General features: G+C 60.0%; 16 protein-coding genes and 1 pseudogene. 15 read left to right on the plus strand and 2 right to left on the minus strand.

Annotation, left to right across the window (positions count from 1 at the left end; genetic code table 11):
* Positions 1-222 (minus strand): annotated as a pseudogene (locus ASD95_RS28890) (sulfatase-like hydrolase/transferase); the annotation flags it as partial.
* 370 nt (positions 223-592) lie between these two features.
* Between ASD95_RS28890 and ASD95_RS22480 the strand changes: the two are divergent.
* The 7 genes from ASD95_RS22480 to ASD95_RS22510 all read left to right on the plus strand — a co-directional run bounded on the left by ASD95_RS22480 (position 593) and on the right by ASD95_RS22510 (position 8,135).
* Positions 593-1,189, plus strand: a complete 597-nt coding sequence (locus ASD95_RS22480) for a paraquat-inducible protein A (protein WP_056727460.1) — start codon at positions 593-595, stop codon at positions 1,187-1,189.
* On the plus strand, positions 1,186-1,842 hold the full coding sequence (locus ASD95_RS22485) for a paraquat-inducible protein A (protein WP_056727463.1): 657 nt from the start codon (positions 1,186-1,188) through the stop codon (positions 1,840-1,842). The genes ASD95_RS22480 and ASD95_RS22485 overlap by 4 nt, the downstream gene beginning before the upstream one ends.
* Positions 1,823-3,499, plus strand: coding sequence for a PqiB family protein (locus ASD95_RS22490; RefSeq protein ID WP_056727464.1), 1,677 nt, complete (start codon positions 1,823-1,825; stop codon positions 3,497-3,499). The genes ASD95_RS22485 and ASD95_RS22490 overlap by 20 nt, the downstream gene beginning before the upstream one ends.
* A gap of 17 nt (positions 3,500-3,516) precedes the next feature.
* On the plus strand, positions 3,517-4,074 hold the full coding sequence (locus ASD95_RS22495) for a PqiC family protein (RefSeq protein WP_056727466.1): 558 nt from the start codon (positions 3,517-3,519) through the stop codon (positions 4,072-4,074).
* Positions 4,075-4,451: 377 nt separating this feature from the next.
* Positions 4,452-5,465, plus strand: a complete 1,014-nt coding sequence (locus tag ASD95_RS22500; RefSeq protein ID WP_056727467.1) for an iron ABC transporter substrate-binding protein — start codon at positions 4,452-4,454, stop codon at positions 5,463-5,465.
* A gap of 4 nt (positions 5,466-5,469) precedes the next feature.
* The gene (locus tag ASD95_RS22505; protein ID WP_056727468.1) at positions 5,470-7,068 is read left to right on the plus strand and encodes an ABC transporter permease; all 1,599 of its coding nucleotides are present in this window, start codon (positions 5,470-5,472) and stop codon (positions 7,066-7,068) included.
* Positions 7,065-8,135 (plus strand): ABC transporter ATP-binding protein, encoded by a 1,071-nt coding sequence (locus ASD95_RS22510; protein WP_056727470.1) that lies wholly within the window; start codon positions 7,065-7,067, stop codon positions 8,133-8,135. The genes ASD95_RS22505 and ASD95_RS22510 overlap by 4 nt, the downstream gene beginning before the upstream one ends.
* 4 nt (positions 8,136-8,139) lie before the next feature.
* Here ASD95_RS22510 and ASD95_RS22515 read toward each other — a convergent pair whose 3' ends face one another.
* A complete protein-coding gene (locus ASD95_RS22515; protein ID WP_056727471.1) occupies positions 8,140-9,078 on the minus strand; it encodes a site-specific integrase in 939 nt (312 codons plus the stop codon).
* Between the two features lie 390 nt (positions 9,079-9,468).
* On the opposite strand from ASD95_RS22515, the gene arnB reads away from it, so the two are divergent.
* Genes arnB through ASD95_RS22555 form a run of 8 tightly spaced genes read left to right on the plus strand, consistent with a single transcriptional unit; the run spans position 9,469 to position 18,281 of the window.
* Positions 9,469-10,617 (plus strand): UDP-4-amino-4-deoxy-L-arabinose aminotransferase, encoded by a 1,149-nt coding sequence (gene arnB, locus ASD95_RS22520; protein WP_056727472.1) that lies wholly within the window; start codon positions 9,469-9,471, stop codon positions 10,615-10,617.
* Positions 10,614-11,633, plus strand: coding sequence for an undecaprenyl-phosphate 4-deoxy-4-formamido-L-arabinose transferase (gene arnC / locus ASD95_RS22525; RefSeq protein ID WP_056727474.1), 1,020 nt, complete (start codon positions 10,614-10,616; stop codon positions 11,631-11,633). The genes arnB and arnC overlap by 4 nt, the downstream gene beginning before the upstream one ends.
* On the plus strand, positions 11,630-13,636 hold the full coding sequence (gene arnA, locus ASD95_RS22530) for a bifunctional UDP-4-amino-4-deoxy-L-arabinose formyltransferase/UDP-glucuronic acid oxidase ArnA (protein WP_056727475.1): 2,007 nt from the start codon (positions 11,630-11,632) through the stop codon (positions 13,634-13,636). The genes arnC and arnA overlap by 4 nt, the downstream gene beginning before the upstream one ends.
* Positions 13,636-14,520 carry a 4-deoxy-4-formamido-L-arabinose-phosphoundecaprenol deformylase gene (gene arnD / locus ASD95_RS22535; RefSeq protein WP_056728082.1) on the plus strand — a complete coding sequence of 295 codons (885 nt, stop codon included), beginning with the start codon at positions 13,636-13,638 and terminating at the stop codon, positions 14,518-14,520. The genes arnA and arnD overlap by 1 nt, the downstream gene beginning before the upstream one ends.
* On the plus strand, positions 14,517-16,166 hold the full coding sequence (arnT, locus tag ASD95_RS22540) for a lipid IV(A) 4-amino-4-deoxy-L-arabinosyltransferase (RefSeq protein ID WP_056727477.1): 1,650 nt from the start codon (positions 14,517-14,519) through the stop codon (positions 16,164-16,166). The genes arnD and arnT overlap by 4 nt, the downstream gene beginning before the upstream one ends.
* A complete protein-coding gene (arnE, locus tag ASD95_RS22545; protein WP_056727479.1) occupies positions 16,163-16,507 on the plus strand; it encodes a 4-amino-4-deoxy-L-arabinose-phosphoundecaprenol flippase subunit ArnE in 345 nt (114 codons plus the stop codon). The genes arnT and arnE overlap by 4 nt, the downstream gene beginning before the upstream one ends.
* Positions 16,504-16,905, plus strand: a complete 402-nt coding sequence (gene arnF, locus ASD95_RS22550) for a 4-amino-4-deoxy-L-arabinose-phosphoundecaprenol flippase subunit ArnF (RefSeq protein WP_056727481.1) — start codon at positions 16,504-16,506, stop codon at positions 16,903-16,905. Before arnE ends, arnF begins: the two co-directional genes overlap by 4 nt.
* A complete protein-coding gene (locus tag ASD95_RS22555; RefSeq protein ID WP_056727483.1) occupies positions 16,902-18,281 on the plus strand; it encodes a UDP-glucose dehydrogenase family protein in 1,380 nt (459 codons plus the stop codon). Before arnF ends, ASD95_RS22555 begins: the two co-directional genes overlap by 4 nt.
* The last annotated feature ends 5 nt before the right edge of the window (positions 18,282-18,286 follow it).

The following is an 18,286-nucleotide window of genomic DNA, read 5'->3' on the forward strand; positions in this document are numbered from 1 at the left end:
ATAAAAGGTCGTACCTTCTTGTGCCAGTTGGTCGATGCTGGGGGTTGGCATGCCACGGCCGACACCACCACCGTACGGCCCCAGATCGCCGTAGCCGGTATCGTCGGACACGATGAACAGGATATTGGGTTTTTCTGTTTGTGCAGCCTGGGCCATACCGTTAAGCGCTATCAGTAATGAACCTGCAATGTAGAACCTTGAGCGATGCGAGAGTCTATTCATGGCGACCTTCCTTTATCGGGACGGATCCTTGTGGTCGGCTACTTGTTTTCAAGTAATCCGTGACCGGACCCTGGTGAGTTACCCCAAACCATGCCCTCTGGTGAGTTCCAGGCTTTCAACTGACCAGGCAATTGGATTCCTGTATCTACTCAAGGCACCCGAGTCAGCCTAGTACGGTTATTTTCATAACGCGCAATACAGGCAGTGGAATTCTCAGTCGTTCGTCGCTTGCTTCCCATGTCATTTCGTGGGTCGAGTCATCCCCGGCGGCAGATAGTGTTCAGGTTGCGATTTTTGATTTGCTCAATTGCAAGTCACCTCTATATTGAGGGGGTGCTCTGAACTTCCTGCCTTCTGTTGAGCTTGACCCATGGCAACTACTGATCAGCTGATCATCTGCGAGCACTGCGACAGCGTGTACCAAAAAGCAACGCTCGCCAAACATCAAAAAACCCTGTGTACGCGCTGTGGCGGCGTGCTTCAGCGCTATAACGGCCTCACGGTGGAACAACGTCTTGCGTTGACCTTCACCGCATTGATGCTCTGGATATTCGCCAATTTCTATCCGGTGATGAGCATCAGCCTCAAAGGCGTGAAGAACAGCGCAACGCTCTGGGACTCGGTGCTGGCCCTGAGCATGGGGCCTATCACCTTCATCGCCATGGTGGCGGCAATCGCCATGATCATCGCGCCGATTTTCCAGTTGCTGCTGCTGATCTGGGTGCTGGGCTTCGCCCTCAGCGGGCGACGCTCGCCCGGATTCAAACTCTCCATGCGCTGGCTGGAAACCCTGAGGCCCTGGAGCATGCTCGAAGTCTGTCTGCTGGGAGCCATGGTCGCGGTGATCAAGCTCGCCGGACTGCTCGATGTGCTGCCCGGCATCGGGTTGTTTGCCCTCGCTGCGCTGAGCCTGATGATGATCCGCATCGCCGGGCGCGATATTCGCGAACTATGGGACCTTGTATGAGCACGCCTCCTTACGCCGACGAGCTCAACCTGTGCCTGTGCCACACCTGCGGCCTGGCCTGCGACATGACCTTAGAACCCCACGAATGCGAGCGATGCGGTGCACCGCTGCACCGGCGCAAAACCAATTCACTGACCCGCACCTGGGCCTACATGATCGCGGCCCTGGTGTTCTACATCCCGGCCAACCTGTTGCCGGTGATGAACACCAAGATGGTCGGCAACGGCGCCGACAGCACGATCATGAGCGGCGTGCTGGAGTTCTGGGAGGCCGGGGCCTGGGACATCGCACTGATCATTTTCATTGCCAGTATCGCGGTGCCGGGCATCAAGTTCGTCGCCATCACATTGCTGCTGGTTACCGTGCAGCGCGACAGCGAGTGGGCACGCAAGGAGCGGTCGACGCTGTACCGCTTCGTCGAGGTCATCGGTTACTGGTCGATGCTCGATGTGATCGTGGTCGCCCTGGTGGCCTCGCTTGTTAAATTCCAGGCCCTGGCCGATATCGAACCGCGCCCGGGCATTCTGTTTTTTGGTCTGGTGGTGGTATTTACCATGTTGTCGGCAATGAGTTTCGATCCACGCTTGATTTGGGATAAAGAACGGGAAAAACCACACAATGAGGAGGTCACGGATGAAGTCACAAGCCACTGACGGGCCGCAAGCCCCCGGGCAGGCTCCGATCAAGACCCGCCGCTTCAGCGTCTCGCTGGTCTGGATCGTCCCGATCGTCGCGGTGCTGGTGGGTATTTCGCTGGTGGTTCACAGCATTTTGCAGCAAGGCCCGACCATCGTTGTCACGTTCAAGACCGGGGACGGCCTGACCGCGAACAAGACCGAGGTCAAGTACCGTAATGTCGTGATTGGTCATGTCTCCGATGTGGAACTGGCCAATGACCAGAAGAGCGTCAACGCCACCATCAAACTGGAAAAGCAGGCCGAAAGCTTTACCCGCGAAGATTCGCAGTTCTGGGTCGTGCGGCCGCGCATTGGCGCGGGCGGTGTGTCCGGCATCGATACGCTGTTGTCGGGCGATTACATCGGTGCCGATATCGGCCAGGCCAACGGCCGGGCAAAAAACTTCAAGGGCCTGGAAAACCCGCCACCCATCACCTACGGCGAGCCGGGCAAGCGTTTCACCCTGTTCACCCAGGACCTGGGGTCGCTGGATATCGGCTCTCCGGTCTACTACCGCAAGATCCCGGTGGGTCAGGTGGTGGCTTACGCGCTGGACCCGGATGGCAAGGGCGTGAACATAGAGCTGTTCATTCACGCCCCCCATGACAAGTACGTCACCGAAAACACCCGTTTCTGGAACGCCAGCGGCATTGACGTGAACGTCGGCGCCAACGGTTTCGCGGTCAAGACCGAATCCTTGTCTTCCTTGCTGGTGGGCGGCATTGCCTTCCGCGCGCCCGACTACAGCCCCAACGATAAGCCTGCTGCCGCGGAGTACGCCTACGAACTGTTCGAGGACCAACAAGCCGCCCTCGCCCCGCCAAACGGCAAGCCGCAGTACCTGGCCATGCGCTTCGACCAGGCACTGCGCGGGCTCAAGGTCGACGCCCCGGTGGAATTCCTCGGTGTGGAAATCGGCAAGGTAGTGGCAGTCAATCTGGATTACGACGAGAAAAAACGTTCCTTTCCGATCAACGTCGGCATCGTGATCTACCCGCAGCGCCTGGGCCAGGCCCACATCAAGATGCTCAAGGCGCTCAATCATGATCCTGATAACGAAGCCGCTGGCGTACGGCTGATCGGCACCTTCATCGAAAACGGCCTGCGTGCCCAGGCCCGCACCGGCAACTTCCTGACCGGCCAGTTGTACATTGCCCTGGACTTCTACCCCAAGGCCGACAAGGTTACCTTCGATGCAAACGCGCGCCCGGTCATGATTCCGACCCTTCCCGGCAGCCTCGAGCAATTGCAGGAAAAACTCGAATCCATGGTCGACAAGATCAACAAGCTGCCGATCGAGCGTATCGCCGGCAATCTCGATGGCAACCTCGTCGAATTGCGCAAAGGCATGATGCAATTCAACGGCAAGATCCTGCCGGGCGTGCAATCCACCCTGTCGGATGTCAGCAAGACCCTGGAAACCGCCAATTCGACCCTGCAATCGGCCAGTTCGACCTTGGCCGAGGATTCGCCGCAACGGGAAAAACTGGGGCAGACCCTGGATGAACTCGGACGCACGTCGAGATCCTTGCGTGATCTTTCGGATTACCTGGGACGGCATCCGGAATCGCTGCTTCGCGGCCGTCCGAACAATGCCGCGCCCATGGACCTGCAAGGGCCACCGCGCAATTGAACACAGGAGCAATACCCATGGCTTTACCGCTGAAGTTCACTCTGGTCACCGCGATGTTGCTGCTCGCCGCCTGCCGCAGTGGCCCGATTCACTTCCATACCTTGACCCCGGCACATGAGGGCAATCACTCAAGGACCACCGTCGGGCTGATCCAGATCGAGATGCTCAGCGTGCCACCCCAGGTCGATCGTGCGCAGATCGTCATTCGCGAGGGCAACAGTGGCCTGGCAATCCTGGAAAACCAATGGTGGGGCGCCACCCTCGTGGACGAATTGCGCAGTGCGCTGGTCGATCAACTGAGCAACAATCCTGTACAAGGCCGATATTCGGTGCGGATCGATGTGCAGCGTTTTGACTCGGTGCCCGGCCAGTACGCCTTGATGGACGTGGAATGGCGCCTGCGCAGTGACAGCACCGGCGACACGGCACGGGTGATTTGCCGCAGCACCTTGCAAACGCCATCGGGCGCGAGCATCGATGACCTGGTGCTTGCCCAGCAAAACAACGTCAAGCGCCTGGCCGCGCTGATCAGCCAGGCAGCCACCAGACCGCAGGCGAATTGCCCCACGCCCTGAATGCCGTCTCCCCCCCTGGATCTACGGCGACAAGTTCGCCGTAGATCCGTCTCTCCTTTTCCTGCTGTCATTCCCCGCGACAGGCGACCCGCAGCAACTGCCACCGTCAGATACGCCGAGGCGCACGACAAAAAGGCAACCGGGGCAACGTCATATTCTGATCGACGGCATCGTTTGATCGACGAGTCCAACCACAGTGGGCACAGTGCTGCTAATCTGAATGAAAATTACATGTATTAGCGGTTTTTTTGACGTTTTTTTCTCATTTGGATCTCTACATTTCCCGCACTTCAAAAACATGCAAATGATTCGCATTGGTTAACTGGCGTTTGAATGCGCATGACTTTCAAAAAAATGCACCAGGAGCAGCCCGCAGAATGATTCCAAAAATCCCTTCGTTCTTGAAAAAAGCCCTGCTGGCCACCGCTTTGCTGAGCGCTGGCCAGGTCTATGCCGCTGACTCTGTCGGCATCGTGGTGTACAACGCGCAACACGAAGGCCTGACCAAGGCCTGGGTCGAGGGTTTTACCCAGGAGACCGGTATCCCCGTCACCTTGCGCAACGGCGATGACACCGAGATGGGCAACCAGATCGTGCAGGAAGGCGCGGCTTCTCCGGCGGACGTATTCCTGACTGAAAACTCCCCTGCCATGGTCCTGGTCGACAACGCCGGGCTATTTGCGCCCATCGACAAGGCCACGCTGGAACAGGTTGACTCCGCCTACCGTCCAGCCCACGGCAAATGGGTCGGGATTGCCGCGCGCTCTACAGTGTTCGTCTACAACCCGAGCAAACTGCCGGAAGCCGACCTGCCGAAATCGATCATGGACCTGGCTTCGCCGAGCTGGAAGGGTCGCTGGGGTGCATCGCCCGGTGGCGCTGACTTCCAGGCCATCGTCGCGGCCATCCTCGAACAAAAGGGTGAAGCCGCCACGCTGGATTGGCTCAAGGCGATGAAAACCAACTACGCCAACTACCGCGGCAACAGTTCGGTACTCAAGGCGGTTAATGCCGGGCAGATCGACAGCGGCGTGATCTACCACTATTACAGCCTGGTGGATCAGTCCAAGACCGGCGAAAACAGCAAGAACACCGCCCTGCACTATTTCAAGCACAAAGACCCTGGCGCTTTTGTTAGCATCTCCGGCGGCGGCGTCCTCGCTTCCAGCAAACACCAGGAACAAGCCCAGGCGTTTCTCAAATACATTACCGGCAAGGATGGCCAGGCTGTCCTGAAGAACGGCAAGTCGTTTGAATACGCCGTGGGCAAAGGTGCTGCATCCAACCCTAAACTGGTGCCTCTGAATCAACTCGATGCGCCGACTGTCGATGCTTCGAAACTCGACAGTAAAAAAGCCGTGGAGCTGATGACACAGGCCGGACTGCTCTAAATTGATGCCAGAAACCCTGCCTGCGGGGGTCGCTGAGGCGACACCCGCTAATTTGCGTCGACGTTCCCGTGGAGTCTTTGCGGGACGTGGCGGTGTATGGGTGATTGGTTTGTCGGTGCTGGTTTCATTACTGGCACTGCTACCGATCGCCTACGTTATTGGCGTGTCCCTGCAGACAGGCTGGTCAACCGTTGTGGCCCTGGTGTTCCGTCCTCGGGTCGGTGAACTGCTGGTCAACACCGTGTTGCTGGTGCTGCTGACGATTCCCTTATGCGTCGCGCTGGGAGTGACGCTGGCGTGGCTCACGGAACGCACGAATCTGCCGGGACGACGCTGGTGGTCGTTGCTGGCCACCGCGCCGCTGGCGGTGCCTGCGTTTGTTCACAGCTACGCCTGGGTCAGCCTGGTGCCACCGATTCACGGCTTGTTTGCCGGAGTCCTGGTCTCGGTCATCGCCTACTTCCCGTTCCTGTATTTGCCGGTAGCGGCGACTTTGCGCCGGCTCGATCCGGCCATCGAAGACGTCGCCGAGTCCATGGGGCTCAAGCCCTGGAAAGTGTTTTTCCGCGTGGTGTTGCCGCAATTGCGCCTGGCGATCTGCGGCGGCGCCTTGTTGGTCGGCCTGCACCTGCTGGCTGAATATGGCCTGTACGCCATGATCCGCTTCGACACCTTTACCACCGCGATCTTCGATCAGTTCAAATCGACCTTCAACGGTGCGGCTGCGCACATGCTGGCCAGTGTGCTGGCGCTGTGTTGCCTGGCGATGCTGACGGCCGAATCCGCCGCCCGGGGTTCCGCGCGCTACGCTCGCGTCGGTTCGGGAAGCGCCCGGGAGCAACGGGTCGTATACCTGAAACCGGTATCCACACTGCTCTCGCTGACGCTGCAAATCGTGACCTGCGCCCTGGCCCTGGGCGTGCCCTTGATCACCCTGGGCAAGTGGCTCATCGCCGGTGGCGTGGAAGTCTGGGACATGGCCGAATTGTTGCCCGCCCTGGAGCAAACCCTGCTGCTTGGCATCGCGGGCGCGGCGCTGACCACCTGCGCGGCGATTCCGATAGCCTGGCTATCGATTCGCTACCCCGGTCGAATGCAACGGGTACTGGAAAGCTGCAACTACATCACCAGTTCCTTGCCTGGAATTATCGTGGCGCTGGCACTGGTAACCGTCACGATCCATTATGCCCGGCCGATCTACCAGACCACCTTCACCGTGCTGCTGGCGTACCTGTTGATGTTCCTGCCCCGCGCCCTGGTGAGCCTGCGCGCCGGCATTGCCCAGGCCCCGGTGGAACTGGAAAACATGGCCCGCAGCCTTGGCCGCTCGCCGGCCCGGGCACTGTGGCTGATCACCCTGCGCCTGGCCGCACCGGGGGCAGCCGCCGGCGCGGCACTGGTGTTCCTGGCGATCACCAACGAATTGACCGCCACCCTGCTGCTGGCACCCAACGGAACGCGCACCCTGGCGACCGGGTTCTGGGCCTTGACCAGCGAAATCGATTACGCAGCCGCTGCCCCCTACGCCTTATTGATGGTTGTGCTGTCACTTCCGTTGACCGGACTTCTTTATCACCAATCGAAAAAAACGGCTGGCCGATGAACACTCTTGAATTAAATGCCCTCTACAAGTCCTATGGCGCCCATTGCGCCCTTGACAACGTCAGCCTCTCGGTACCCAGCGGCAGTCGCACGGTCATCGTTGGCCCTTCCGGCTCGGGCAAGACCACGTTGCTGCGGATGATCGCCGGCTTCGAGTTCCCCGATTCCGGGCATCTTTCGCTCAATGGCCAGACCCTGGTCGACGGCACCCACGAAGTGCCGGCCCATCAACGCCTGATCGGCTACGTGCCACAGGACGGCGCATTGTTCCCGCACATGACCGTGGCCGCGAACATTGGCTTCGGCCTGGCGACCAAGGGCCCTGAAAAACAGCAGCGCGTCGCCGAACTGATGGACAGCGTGGCCCTGGACGCGAAGATGGCCGCGCGCTGGCCCCATGAATTGTCCGGTGGCCAGCAACAGCGCGTGGCCCTGGCCCGAGCCCTGGCGCAACAGCCACGACTGATGCTGCTGGACGAGCCGTTCTCGGCGCTCGATACCGGATTGCGCGCCGCGATGCGCAAGATGGTTGCGCGGCTGCTGGAGGACGCGGGTGTCACCACCATCCTGGTCACCCATGACCAGAGTGAAGCCCTGTCCTTCGCCGACCAGCTGGCGGTGATGCGTCATGGCCGATTGGTACAGTCAGGGCATCCGCTGGACCTTTACCGCTATCCCGAAGACGAACAGACCGCCTTGTTCCTGGGGGATGCCGTGGTGATGCCCGCACGCATCGAGGCCGGTTGGGCCCATTGCGACCTCGGGCGGATTCCCGTCAACAATCACCGCAACAACAACTCGGCGCAGATCATGTTGCGCCCCGAACAACTGCAATTGGCCAGCATCCTCCCCAGCGACCCGGAAGCCAGCGGTTGCCGGGCCGTGGTCACCGATCGGGACTTCAGCGGCAACACCTGCACGCTGACAGTGGAACTGCAGCCATTGACCCGCAATGAGCAATCGGGCCGATCACTGCTGGTGCGCAGTTCAGGCATGTATGCACCACCCGCCGGCAGCTCGGTGCAGGTCTCGACCATCGGCCATGCCCATGTACTGAGCGAGATGTGATCGCTCAGAGGTCGAATCGATCCACCGCCCGACGCCGCTCGTTGTCATCGCGCACATCGTAGTTGGCCGTGGTCTGGATATTGCTGTGGTGCGCCAGCTTCTGCGCAATCGACAAGTCATGCTCTTCGATCACCCGGGTGATGAATGAACGCCGGAAGTCGTGGGGCATGATTTTCACCCCGACCTGTGCGCCCCGTTGCCGTGCGATGTAGTAAATCGCGTGCTTGGTGATGCGTTCGCGGGTGATGTGACTGCCACGGCGGATGCGGTTGAACAGGAACGGGTCGTCCGACTCACCGTCCTTGAGCATCGACCGACGTAGCTCAAGCCAGGCTTCAAGCTTGGCGAAGGCCCAGGCCGGGGCGTACTTGATCAACTGTTTGTTGCCCTTGGCCGTCACCCGCAGGCTGCGCTCGGTGAAATCGACCTGGTTCAGCTCCAGGTTCACCGATTCGGATTTGCGCATTCCCGAACCGTACAGAATCCCGATGATTGCTGCGTCCCGCAGGCCTTGCGGCCGCGGATCGGCGGCGCAAACCGCCATCAGTTCCTGGATCAGCGTGCGCCTGAGATTGCGCCCCTGGGACAGCCGTGTACCGGCCATGCCCTTCACCGATCGCATCTTCAACAGATGATCCTGAGAGATCAGGCTCATGCGCCACGCTTCGTTCATCACCCCGCGCACCGCGTTGACATAGAGCGACGACGTGTTCGGTGCATAGCCATCCGAACGCAAGGTGGCCACCAGCGCAATGACGTCCTCGGGCTGCAGGTTGTGCCAGGGAATTTCCTCGATATCCTGGTCTTCGAAGCCCAGGCGGTCGGCGGCATCCTGCAGCACATAACGCATGGTCAACTGGCTGGACGGCGCCAATCGCGCCAGATACAGGGTCAGCGGATTGGTGAGGAGCGGGCGTGAATCAGTAACAGGTAAGTCAATCAAACGAAACGGCCTTGAATGTAAACAGTTCAATGAAACAACTAAGAAGTGAAATAACGATGATGTAAAAGACATTACCGCTGTAGGACTTTTCCTAGGAACTACCATAAATGTCGGAAGTCTGAACAACGGCTTAATAGCCTTCAGATAAACGATTCCCCAACCGTTTTTTCATGTTCCTTTCACAAAATCGGGCATAACCTTCTATAAACTCGACGCAACCCGAATGGACGTCCAACCTGCCGCCCGTGGCGAAAAAAGTCAACCAATGCAGATTTTTACCGCCAACCGGTAACTATTTGATTTGATGCAGGTTCTGATTTAGCGTCTAAGCTGATTTCTGGATCCCTTTAGCCTCAAAGGCTATTTACGTTTACAGCCCCTGAGGTGCCCATGAGTCAGGCGTTTCTCCCTTTCTCCCGTCCCAGTATCGGCGACGAAGAAATCGCTGCCGTAGAGCAAGTATTGCGCTCCGGATGGATCACTAGCGGACCGAAGAACCAGGCACTGGAAGAACACTTCGCCAACTACGTCGGTTGCCGACATGCCGTGGCACTTTCCTCGGCCACCGGCGGAATGCATATCACCCTGTTGGCATTGGGTGTCGGTCCCGGCGATGAAGTCATTACGCCGTCGCAGACCTGGGTTTCCACCGCCAACATGATCACCCTGCTGGGTGCCACGCCAGTGTTCGTCGATATCGACCGCGACACGCTGATGACCGACGTGGCCTCTATCGAAGCTGCGATCACGCCGCGCACCAAAGCCATCATCCCGGTGCATTACGCCGGTGCGGCATTCGATCTCGATCCGCTCTACGCCCTCGCCGAAAAACACGGCATAGCCGTGATCGAAGACGCCGCCCACGCGGCAGGCACTGTCTACAAAGGTCGTCACATCGGCTCCAAAGGCACTGCGATCTTTTCGTTCCACGCGATCAAGAACATGACCTGCGCCGAAGGCGCCATGTTCGTCAGCGACGATGAAGCCTTGGCCTCACGGGTACGCATGCTCAGGTTTCACGGGCTGGGGGTTGATGCCTACGACCGCCTGACCCACGGCCGCAAGCCTCAGGCCCAAGTGGTCGAGCCCGGTTTCAAGTACAATCTGGCTGACATCAACGCGGCTATCGCGCTGGTGCAACTGGAACGCCTGGACGAGATAAATGCCAAGCGCACTTCACTGGCACAGACCTACTTGCAGCGCCTGGAAGGCTTGCCCGTGCAACCCCTGGCCGTTCCCGCCCATTCGCAAAAACACGCCTGGCACCTGTTCATCCTGCGTATCGACGCCGAGCGTTGCGGACTGGATCGAGAAGCGTTCATGAAAGCCCTCCAGGAACAGAATATAGGCACCGGCATTCACTTCATTGCAACGCACCTGCACACCTACTATCGACAACGTTACCCCAACCTGTACCTGCCCAACACCGAATGGAATTCGGCGCGGCTGTGTTCGATCCCGTTGTTCCCCGACATGACCTCCGATGATGTCGAGCGCGTCGTCGGCGCCATTGAAAACTGCATGGACAGAAGCCTTTGAGACCCTACCCAATCAACTTCGTTTCGATCGTCATTCCGGTCTACAACGAACAGGAAAGCCTGCCAGAGTTGCTTCGTCGCACCGAAGCAGCGTGTCAGCAATTGACCCATCCCTACGAGATCGTTCTGGTCGACGACGGCAGCCGCGACGACTCCGCACAGATTCTGGAAGACGCCGCCTCCCGCGAAGGCAGCCCTGTTGTGGCGGTGATCCTCAACCGTAACTACGGCCAGCATGCGGCGATCATGGCCGGTTTCGAGCAGTGCAAGGGCGATGTCGTCATCACCCTCGATGCCGACCTGCAAAACCCGCCCGAAGAAATCCCGCGACTGATCGAGCAGGCCGAACTTGGCTACGACGTCGTCGCGACGGTACGCAACAACCGCCAGGATTCGGCCCTGCGCCGTTGGCCATCGAAGCTGATCAACCTCGCCGTGCAACGTTCCACCGGTGTGGCCATGAACGACTACGGCTGCATGCTGCGCGCCTACCGACGCACCATTGTCGACGCCATGCTCGCCTGCCGTGAACGCAGCACCTTCATTCCGATCCTGGCCAACAGCTTTGCCCGCCATACCACGGAAATCCCCGTGACCCACGCCGAGCGTGAACATGGCGATTCCAAGTACAGCCCCATGCGCCTGATCAACCTCATGTTCGACCTGGTCACCTGCATGACGACCACGCCGCTGCGACTGCTGAGCATCGTCGGCGTGGGCATGGCGGCGCTGGGCATCCTGTTCGCCATCGCCTTGATCCTGCTGCGCCTGGTGTTCGGCGCCGGTTGGGCCGGTGGCGGTACCTTCGTACTGTTTGCCGTGCTGTTTGTCTTCACCGGTGGTCAATTCATCGGCATGGGCCTGCTGGGTGAATACCTGGGACGCATGTACAGCGACGTACGCGCGCGTCCGCGCTTCTTCGTTGAAAAGGTGCTGCGCAGCCAGCCCGCCGCCCCCGCTTCCGTTGTAACTGTCGACGGCCTTACTTCCACTTCTACAGATCAGGTTCCTTCATGAGTGCAAAAGCTGTTGTCTTCGCCTATCACGATATTGGCTGCGCCGGCATCGAATCCCTGCTCTGCTCCGGTTTCGAGATTGCGGCGGTGTTCACCCACGCCGACGATCCGAAGGAGAACGCGTTCTACGGCTCCGTCGCGCAACTGTGCGCCCGCCACGGCATTGTCGTGCATGCACCGGAAGACGCCAACCATCCGCTGTGGATCGAGCGTATCGCCAAGCTCGACCCCGACTACATTTTCTCCTTCTACTACCGCAACCTGCTGAGCGAACCACTGCTGGCCACTGCGCGCAGAGGCGCGTTCAACCTGCACGGTTCGCTGCTGCCGCGCTACCGTGGTCGCGCACCGGCCAACTGGGTGCTGGTCAACGGCGAAACCGAAACCGGCGTGACCCTGCACCGCATGGTCAAGCGTGCCGATGCGGGCGCCATCGTCGCCCAACAGAAAGTCGCGATCGAACGCAGCGACACGGCGCTGAGCCTGCACGGCAAATTGCGCACGGCGGCAGCAGACCTGCTGCGCGACACCTTGCCGGCCCTGCTGCAAGGCAAGGCCACTGAAACACCGCAAGACGAATCCAAAGCCACGGTGTTTGGCCGCCGCACCCCGGCCGACGGCAAACTGGTCTGGGCCAGGCCGGCCGAAGAGCTTTTCAATCTGGTTCGCGCGGTTACCCAGCCGTACCCGGGCGCCTTCTGTGCGGTGGGCGAGCACAAGCTGATTGTCTGGAGCGCAGAAGTCGCCAAGGGCAACGAAGGCCTTGCGCCTGGTCGCGTCATCAGCGTCGACCCGCTGCGCATCGCCTGCGGTCAAGACTCGCTGATCATCAACGCCGGCCAGCGCAACGACAACGGTCTGTACCTGAGCGGCCCGCAACTGGCCAACGAACTGGGCCTGGTGGACGGTTCCGTGTTGCGCGGTGCCGAATCCGGTCGTGCGCCACGCCGCACCCGCGTGTTGATCCTCGGCGTCAATGGTTTCATCGGCAATCACTTGTCCGAGCGCCTGCTGAGCGACGACCGTTACGAAGTCTATGGCCTGGATATCGGCTCGGACGCCATTGACCGCCTGCGCAGCCACCCGCATTTCCACTTCGTCGAAGGCGACATCAGCATTCACTCCGAGTGGATCGAATACCACATCAAGAAGTGCGACGTGGTGCTGCCACTGGTGGCCATCGCCACGCCAATCGAATACACCCGTAACCCGCTGCGTGTATTCGAACTGGACTTCGAAGAGAACCTGAAGCTGGTTCGCTATTGCGTCAAGTACAACAAGCGCGTGATCTTCCCGTCGACGTCGGAAGTCTATGGCATGTGCCAGGACAACAACTTCGACGAAGACACCTCCAACCTGGTGGTCGGCCCGATCAACAAGCAACGCTGGATCTACTCGGTCTCCAAGCAACTGCTGGACCGCGTGATCTGGGCCTACGGCCAGAAGGGCCTGAACTTCACCCTGTTCCGTCCGTTCAACTGGATGGGCCCACGCCTGGACCGCCTGGATTCGGCCCGTATCGGCAGTTCCCGGGCGATTACCCAGCTGATCCTGAACCTGGTGGAAGGTACACCGATTCGCCTGTTCGACGGTGGCGAGCAGAAACGTTGCTTCACCGACATCGCCGACGGTGTGGAAGCCCTGGCACGGATCATCGACAACGACAACGATGTCTGCAATGGCCAGATCATCAACATCGGCAACCCGGACAACGAGGCCAGCATCCGTCAGTTGGGCGAAGAGCTGCTGCGTCAGTTCGAAGCTCATCCGTTGCGCGCCAACTTCCCTCCGTTCGCCGGTTTCCGCGACATCGAGAGCAAGGCGTTCTACGGCACCGGTTACCAGGACGTGTCGCACCGCAAGCCAAGCATCGCCAACGCCAAGCGCCTGCTGGACTGGACGCCAACCGTTGAGATGAGCGAAACCATCGGCAACACCCTGGACTTCTTCTTGCGCGAGGCCATGCTCGAAATCGCAGAGCGCCCTGCAGAAGAATCATGCTGATGCAGGCAGGCCTTCGGATCGATGTCGACACCTACCGGGGCACCCGTGAAGGGGTTCCCCGGTTGCTGGAAATCCTTGATGAAGCTCAGGTCAAGGCGACGTTCTTCTTCAGTGTCGGGCCGGACAACATGGGGCGCCACTTGTGGCGTCTCATTCGTCCGCAGTTTCTCTGGAAAATGCTCCGCTCCAACGCTGCCGGCCTGTATGGCTGGGACATTCTGCTGGCCGGCACCGCATGGCCCGGGAAACCGATCGGCCGCGACCTGGGGCACTTGATGCGCCAGGCCCGGGATGCCGGGCATGAGGTGGGTTTGCACGCCTGGGATCACCATGGCTGGCAGGCCAATGCCGGGCGCTGGAGCGACACACAACTGGTCGAGCAGATACGCCGTGGCGTGGACACCCTCAGCGACATTCTCGGGGAAAAGATCACCTGCTCGGCGTCCGCCGGCTGGCGTGCCGACGAGCGTGTGATCGAAGCCAAGCAGGGTTTCGGTTTTCGCTACAACAGTGATTGTCGTGGCCAGAGCCTGTTCCAGCCGCAACTGGCCAATGGTCGACTGGGCACACCGCAAATCCCGGTGAACCTGCCAACCTTCGACGAAGTGGTCGGCCCGACCGTCGCCGCCAAGGACTTCAACAGGTTCATCCTGGACCGGTTCAACCCGGAAAAGCTCAATGTCTACACTATCCATGCCGAGGTAGAAGGGATTCTGATGGCCAACGATTTCCGTCAACTGCTGAGCGATGCACATCAGCGAGACATTCGTTTTCACCCCTTGGGCAACTTGTTGCCCCGGGCCCCTGACAGTTTGCCGATCGGCCGCGTGGTACGCGGTGCGCTCGAAGGTCGCGAAGGCTGGCTGGGAGTGCAAGGCGCATGAGCAAACGCTGGGCTTTGCCGTTATTGCTGACCATGATGGCTCTGGCGTACCTGCTGCCACTGGGCAGTCACGGTTTATGGATTCCCGATGAAACCCGCTACGCCCAGATCAGCCAGGGCATGCTCCTGAGCGGCAACTGGGTGTCGCCGCATTTCATGGACGTGCGCTATTTCGAAAAACCCGCGGCCGGCTACTGGATGATTGCCATCGGTCAGGCTCTGTTCGGCCAGAACCTGTTCGGAGTGCGCTTCGCCTCGGCACTGAGCACCGCTTTGGGTGTGTTGCTGTGCTATCTGGTCGCCCGCCGGATGTGGAACGAGCCGAGCAAGAGTCTCGCCTGCGCCGTGATCTTCATGAGCTTCACCATCATTGCGGCTATGGCGGGGTACGCCAACCTCGATCCGCAATTCACCTTTTGGGTCAACCTGAGCCTGGCGGCGCTATGGTTCGCGCTCGACAGCAAGAGCCGTGGGCAACGCCTGATCGCGTGGGCGGTGTTGGGCCTCGCTTGCGGCATGGGCTTCATGACCAAGGGCTTCCTGGCCTGGCTGTTGCCGGTGCTGATCGCCCTGCCCTGGATGATCTGGCAAAAACGCTGGCGTGAACTGTTGGTCTATGGCCCTGTGGCGATCGTGGTCGCCATTGTCGTCAGCCTGCCATGGGCACTGGCTGTACACGCCCAGGAGCCCGACTACTGGCGATTCTTCTTCTGGCACGAGCACATCCGCCGTTTTGCCGGGGACGATGCCCAGCATGACGCGCCATGGTGGTACTACCTACCGCTGCTGGTGGCGTTCAGCATGCCGTGGGTTGCCATGCTGCCCCCCGCGCTCAAGCAAGCCTGGCAGACCCGGCGCCAAACCAATATCGGGTTCCTGCTGCTGTGGCTGTGGATGCCGTTGTTCTTCTTCAGCCTGAGCAAGGGCAAGTTGCCGGCCTACATCCTGCCGTGCCTGCTGCCGCTGGCATTGTTGCTCGGCCATGCTCTGGCTGACCGATTGAAGCTGGAGCAAGGTCGCGCCCTGGGCATCAACGGCCTGCTGAATCTGGCTGTGGGTGTGGCCACCCTGTTGACCCTGGTTTATCTGCAACTGAAAAAACCAATTTACGATCATGAACTGCACAACCTGGTATTGGTGTTCGTCGGTTTGATCGGCTGGATCATGGCCAACCTGCTACAGACCTTGCGCCCATTGCAGTGCTGGGCGGCCCCGGCTTTTGGCAGCCTGTTGCTCGCCGCCGTGCTGCCCGCCGGACTGCCCAACTCCGTCGTCGCCAATAAAACCCCTGACCAATTCATCCTCGATCACGCCGAAGAACTTGGCCAGAGTGCCAAATTATTGAGCAACGATCTGGGTGCCGCGTCGGCGTTGTCCTGGCGGGTGAAACGGCCGGACGTGGCTTTTTTCAACACGATAGGCGAATTGAAATATGGCCTTGCCTATCCTGACTCGCTTGAACAGCGCGTCGACTCCGATCAGGTGCAACAGTGGATGCACGATGCCCGCCAGCAAGGCTCGGTGGGTGTGGTCATGCGGGTCAAGGGCGAAGAAGAGCTGCGCGAACTTGAACTGTTGCCCAAAGAGGGCAAGCGGTATGAACAAGGCAATCTGGTGATTTTGATTATTCCTCAGGCGGCACCATGAGCCTGCTATTGCTGCTGGTGGCCTGCCTGCTGACCTGCCTGGGCCAGATCGCCCAGAAATATGCGGTAGAAAGCTGGCGCGACAAACCTTCCGGGTGGGCGGACAAACTGCGTTCGCCCTGGCTTTGGCTGGCCCTGGCCTCATTGGGCCTGGGCCTGCTGGTATGGCTGCTGGTGCTGCAACGCCTGGAAGTCGGGATTGCCTACCCGATGCTGAGCCTGAACTTCGTGCTGATCACCCTGGTGGCGCGTTTCGTGTTCCACGAAACCGTCGACCGCCGCCACTGGCTCGGTGTGGCGCTGGTGATCGGCGGCGTGGCATTGTTGGGGCAACACGCATGAACCTGAGTCGCGGCATCACCTTCGCGCTGGGCAGTGTGTTGCTGGTCAGCGCCGCCCAACTGGGCATGCGCTGGAGCATGAGCCACCTGCCACAACCCGAACAATGGCTCAGCGCCCCCGTCGACCTGACAGCGGTTGCCGTGGTGCTCCTGGCCATCTTCGCCTACGCCCTGTCGATGCTCTGCTGGCTCGCCGCCCTGCGGGACCTGCCCCTGGGTCGTGCCTACTCGTTGCTGAGCATCAGCTACGCATTGGTGTACCTGCTAGCCGCCAGCCTGCCGCTGTTCAACGAAACGTTCAGCCTTGCAAAAAGCCTTGGCGTGGCATTGGTCATCCTCGGCGTCATCACCATCAATTCTCGACCTGCTCGTGCGCCCGAATCAAGGAGTGCCCCATGAAAATCAGTGTATTTGGTAGCGGATATGTCGGCCTGGTGCAGGCAGCGGTATTGGCGGAAGTCGGCCACGATGTGGTCTGCATGGACGTTGACGAAAATAAAGTCGAACTGCTCCAACAGGGTCACGTGAGTATTTTCGAACCCGGGCTGGCCAGCCTGGTGCGCGAAGGTCTGGACGCCAGGCGGTTGCAGTTCACCAGCGACGAAAAGTTCGCGGTACAGCACGGACAAGTGTTGTTCATCGCAGTCGGCACTCCGTCCCGGGACGACGGCTCGGCGGACTTGCGCTACGTGATGTCGGTGGGCGACGCCGTGGCCCGTCATCGCGAGCAACCGGCGATCCTGGTGGAGAAATCCACTGTCCCGGTCGGCACCGGCGATGCCTTGCGTGCACACATCGATAAATGCCTGCTCAGCGCCGGGCGCGTATTGCAGTTCGATATCGTCTCCAATCCGGAATTCTTGAAAGAGGGTTCGGCCGTGGCCGACTGCCGACGCCCGGACCGTATCGTCATCGGCTGTGAACGCGAAGAAGTGCGTGACGTGATGCGTGACCTGTACTCGCCCTTCAACCGCAACCATGAGCGCATCATGTTCATGGACCTGCGCAGCGCCGAGCTGACCAAGTACGCCGCCAACTGCATGCTGGCGACCAAGATCAGCTTCATCAACCAGATCGCAGAACTGGCCGAACACCTGGGTGCCGACATCGAATCAGTACGCCTGGGCATCGGCGCCGACTCCCGCATCGGCTATCACTTCATCTACCCCGGTTGCGGCTACGGTGGCTCATGTTTCCCCAAGGACATGCGCGCCCTGATCCACAGCGCCGAGCAGGCCCATTGCTCCAGCGACCTGCTGCAAGCGGTGGAAGCCATCAACGAGCGACAGAAATACAAGCTGTTCGAGCGCATCAACGCGTTCTACAAGGGCGACTTGCATGGCAAGACGTTTGCCTTGTGGGGCCTGGCGTTCAAGCCAAATACCGACGACATGCGCGATGCGCCGAGCCGGGTGTTGCTCGAATCCTTGTGGGCCGCCGGGGCGAATGTCCGTGCGTTCGACCCGGAAGCCATGCAGGAAACCCAAAAGCTGTATCCCGATGAATCGAAGCTGATGCTCATGGGCACGCCCGAGTCGGTCCTGTCCGGTGCCGATGCACTGATCATCTGCACCGAATGGCAACAGTTCAAGGCGCCGGACTTCCAGCTGATCCAGCAGCGGCTCAACGCACCGGTGATCTTCGACGGCCGCAACCTTTACGACTCGGACCGCCTGGCACGCATCGGTTTCACCTACTTTCCGATCGGCCGGGGTGAGTCGAGCAAATTGCCGATTCCGTACCAGCAATGGTTTGCCGAGTCAGTGGTTGCCTGAACACC

Source organism: Pseudomonas sp. Root71 (assembly GCF_001429045.1).
GTDB lineage: Bacteria > Pseudomonadota > Gammaproteobacteria > Pseudomonadales > Pseudomonadaceae > Aquipseudomonas > Aquipseudomonas monachiensis.

Bases quoted from the DNA above. Each gene is read 5' to 3' on its own strand.
- ASD95_RS22480 (WP_056727460.1), top strand. From the start codon at position 593: ATGGCAACTACTGATCAGCTGATCATCTGCGAGCACTGCGACAGCGTG.
- ASD95_RS22485 (WP_056727463.1), top strand. From the start codon at position 1,186: ATGAGCACGCCTCCTTACGCCGACGAGCTCAACCTGTGCCTGTGCCAC.
- ASD95_RS22490 (WP_056727464.1), top strand. From the start codon at position 1,823: ATGAAGTCACAAGCCACTGACGGGCCGCAAGCCCCCGGGCAGGCTCCG.
- ASD95_RS22495 (WP_056727466.1), top strand. From the start codon at position 3,517: ATGGCTTTACCGCTGAAGTTCACTCTGGTCACCGCGATGTTGCTGCTC.
- ASD95_RS22500 (WP_056727467.1), top strand. From the start codon at position 4,452: ATGATTCCAAAAATCCCTTCGTTCTTGAAAAAAGCCCTGCTGGCCACC.
- ASD95_RS22505 (WP_056727468.1), top strand. From the start codon at position 5,470: ATGCCAGAAACCCTGCCTGCGGGGGTCGCTGAGGCGACACCCGCTAAT.
- ASD95_RS22510 (WP_056727470.1), top strand. From the start codon at position 7,065: ATGAACACTCTTGAATTAAATGCCCTCTACAAGTCCTATGGCGCCCAT.
- arnB (WP_056727472.1), top strand. From the start codon at position 9,469: ATGAGTCAGGCGTTTCTCCCTTTCTCCCGTCCCAGTATCGGCGACGAA.
- arnA (WP_056727475.1), top strand. From the start codon at position 11,630: ATGAGTGCAAAAGCTGTTGTCTTCGCCTATCACGATATTGGCTGCGCC.
- arnD (WP_056728082.1), top strand. From the start codon at position 13,636: ATGCAGGCAGGCCTTCGGATCGATGTCGACACCTACCGGGGCACCCGT.
- arnT (WP_056727477.1), top strand. From the start codon at position 14,517: ATGAGCAAACGCTGGGCTTTGCCGTTATTGCTGACCATGATGGCTCTG.
- arnE (WP_056727479.1), top strand. From the start codon at position 16,163: ATGAGCCTGCTATTGCTGCTGGTGGCCTGCCTGCTGACCTGCCTGGGC.
- arnF (WP_056727481.1), top strand. From the start codon at position 16,504: ATGAACCTGAGTCGCGGCATCACCTTCGCGCTGGGCAGTGTGTTGCTG.
- ASD95_RS22555 (WP_056727483.1), top strand. From the start codon at position 16,902: ATGAAAATCAGTGTATTTGGTAGCGGATATGTCGGCCTGGTGCAGGCA.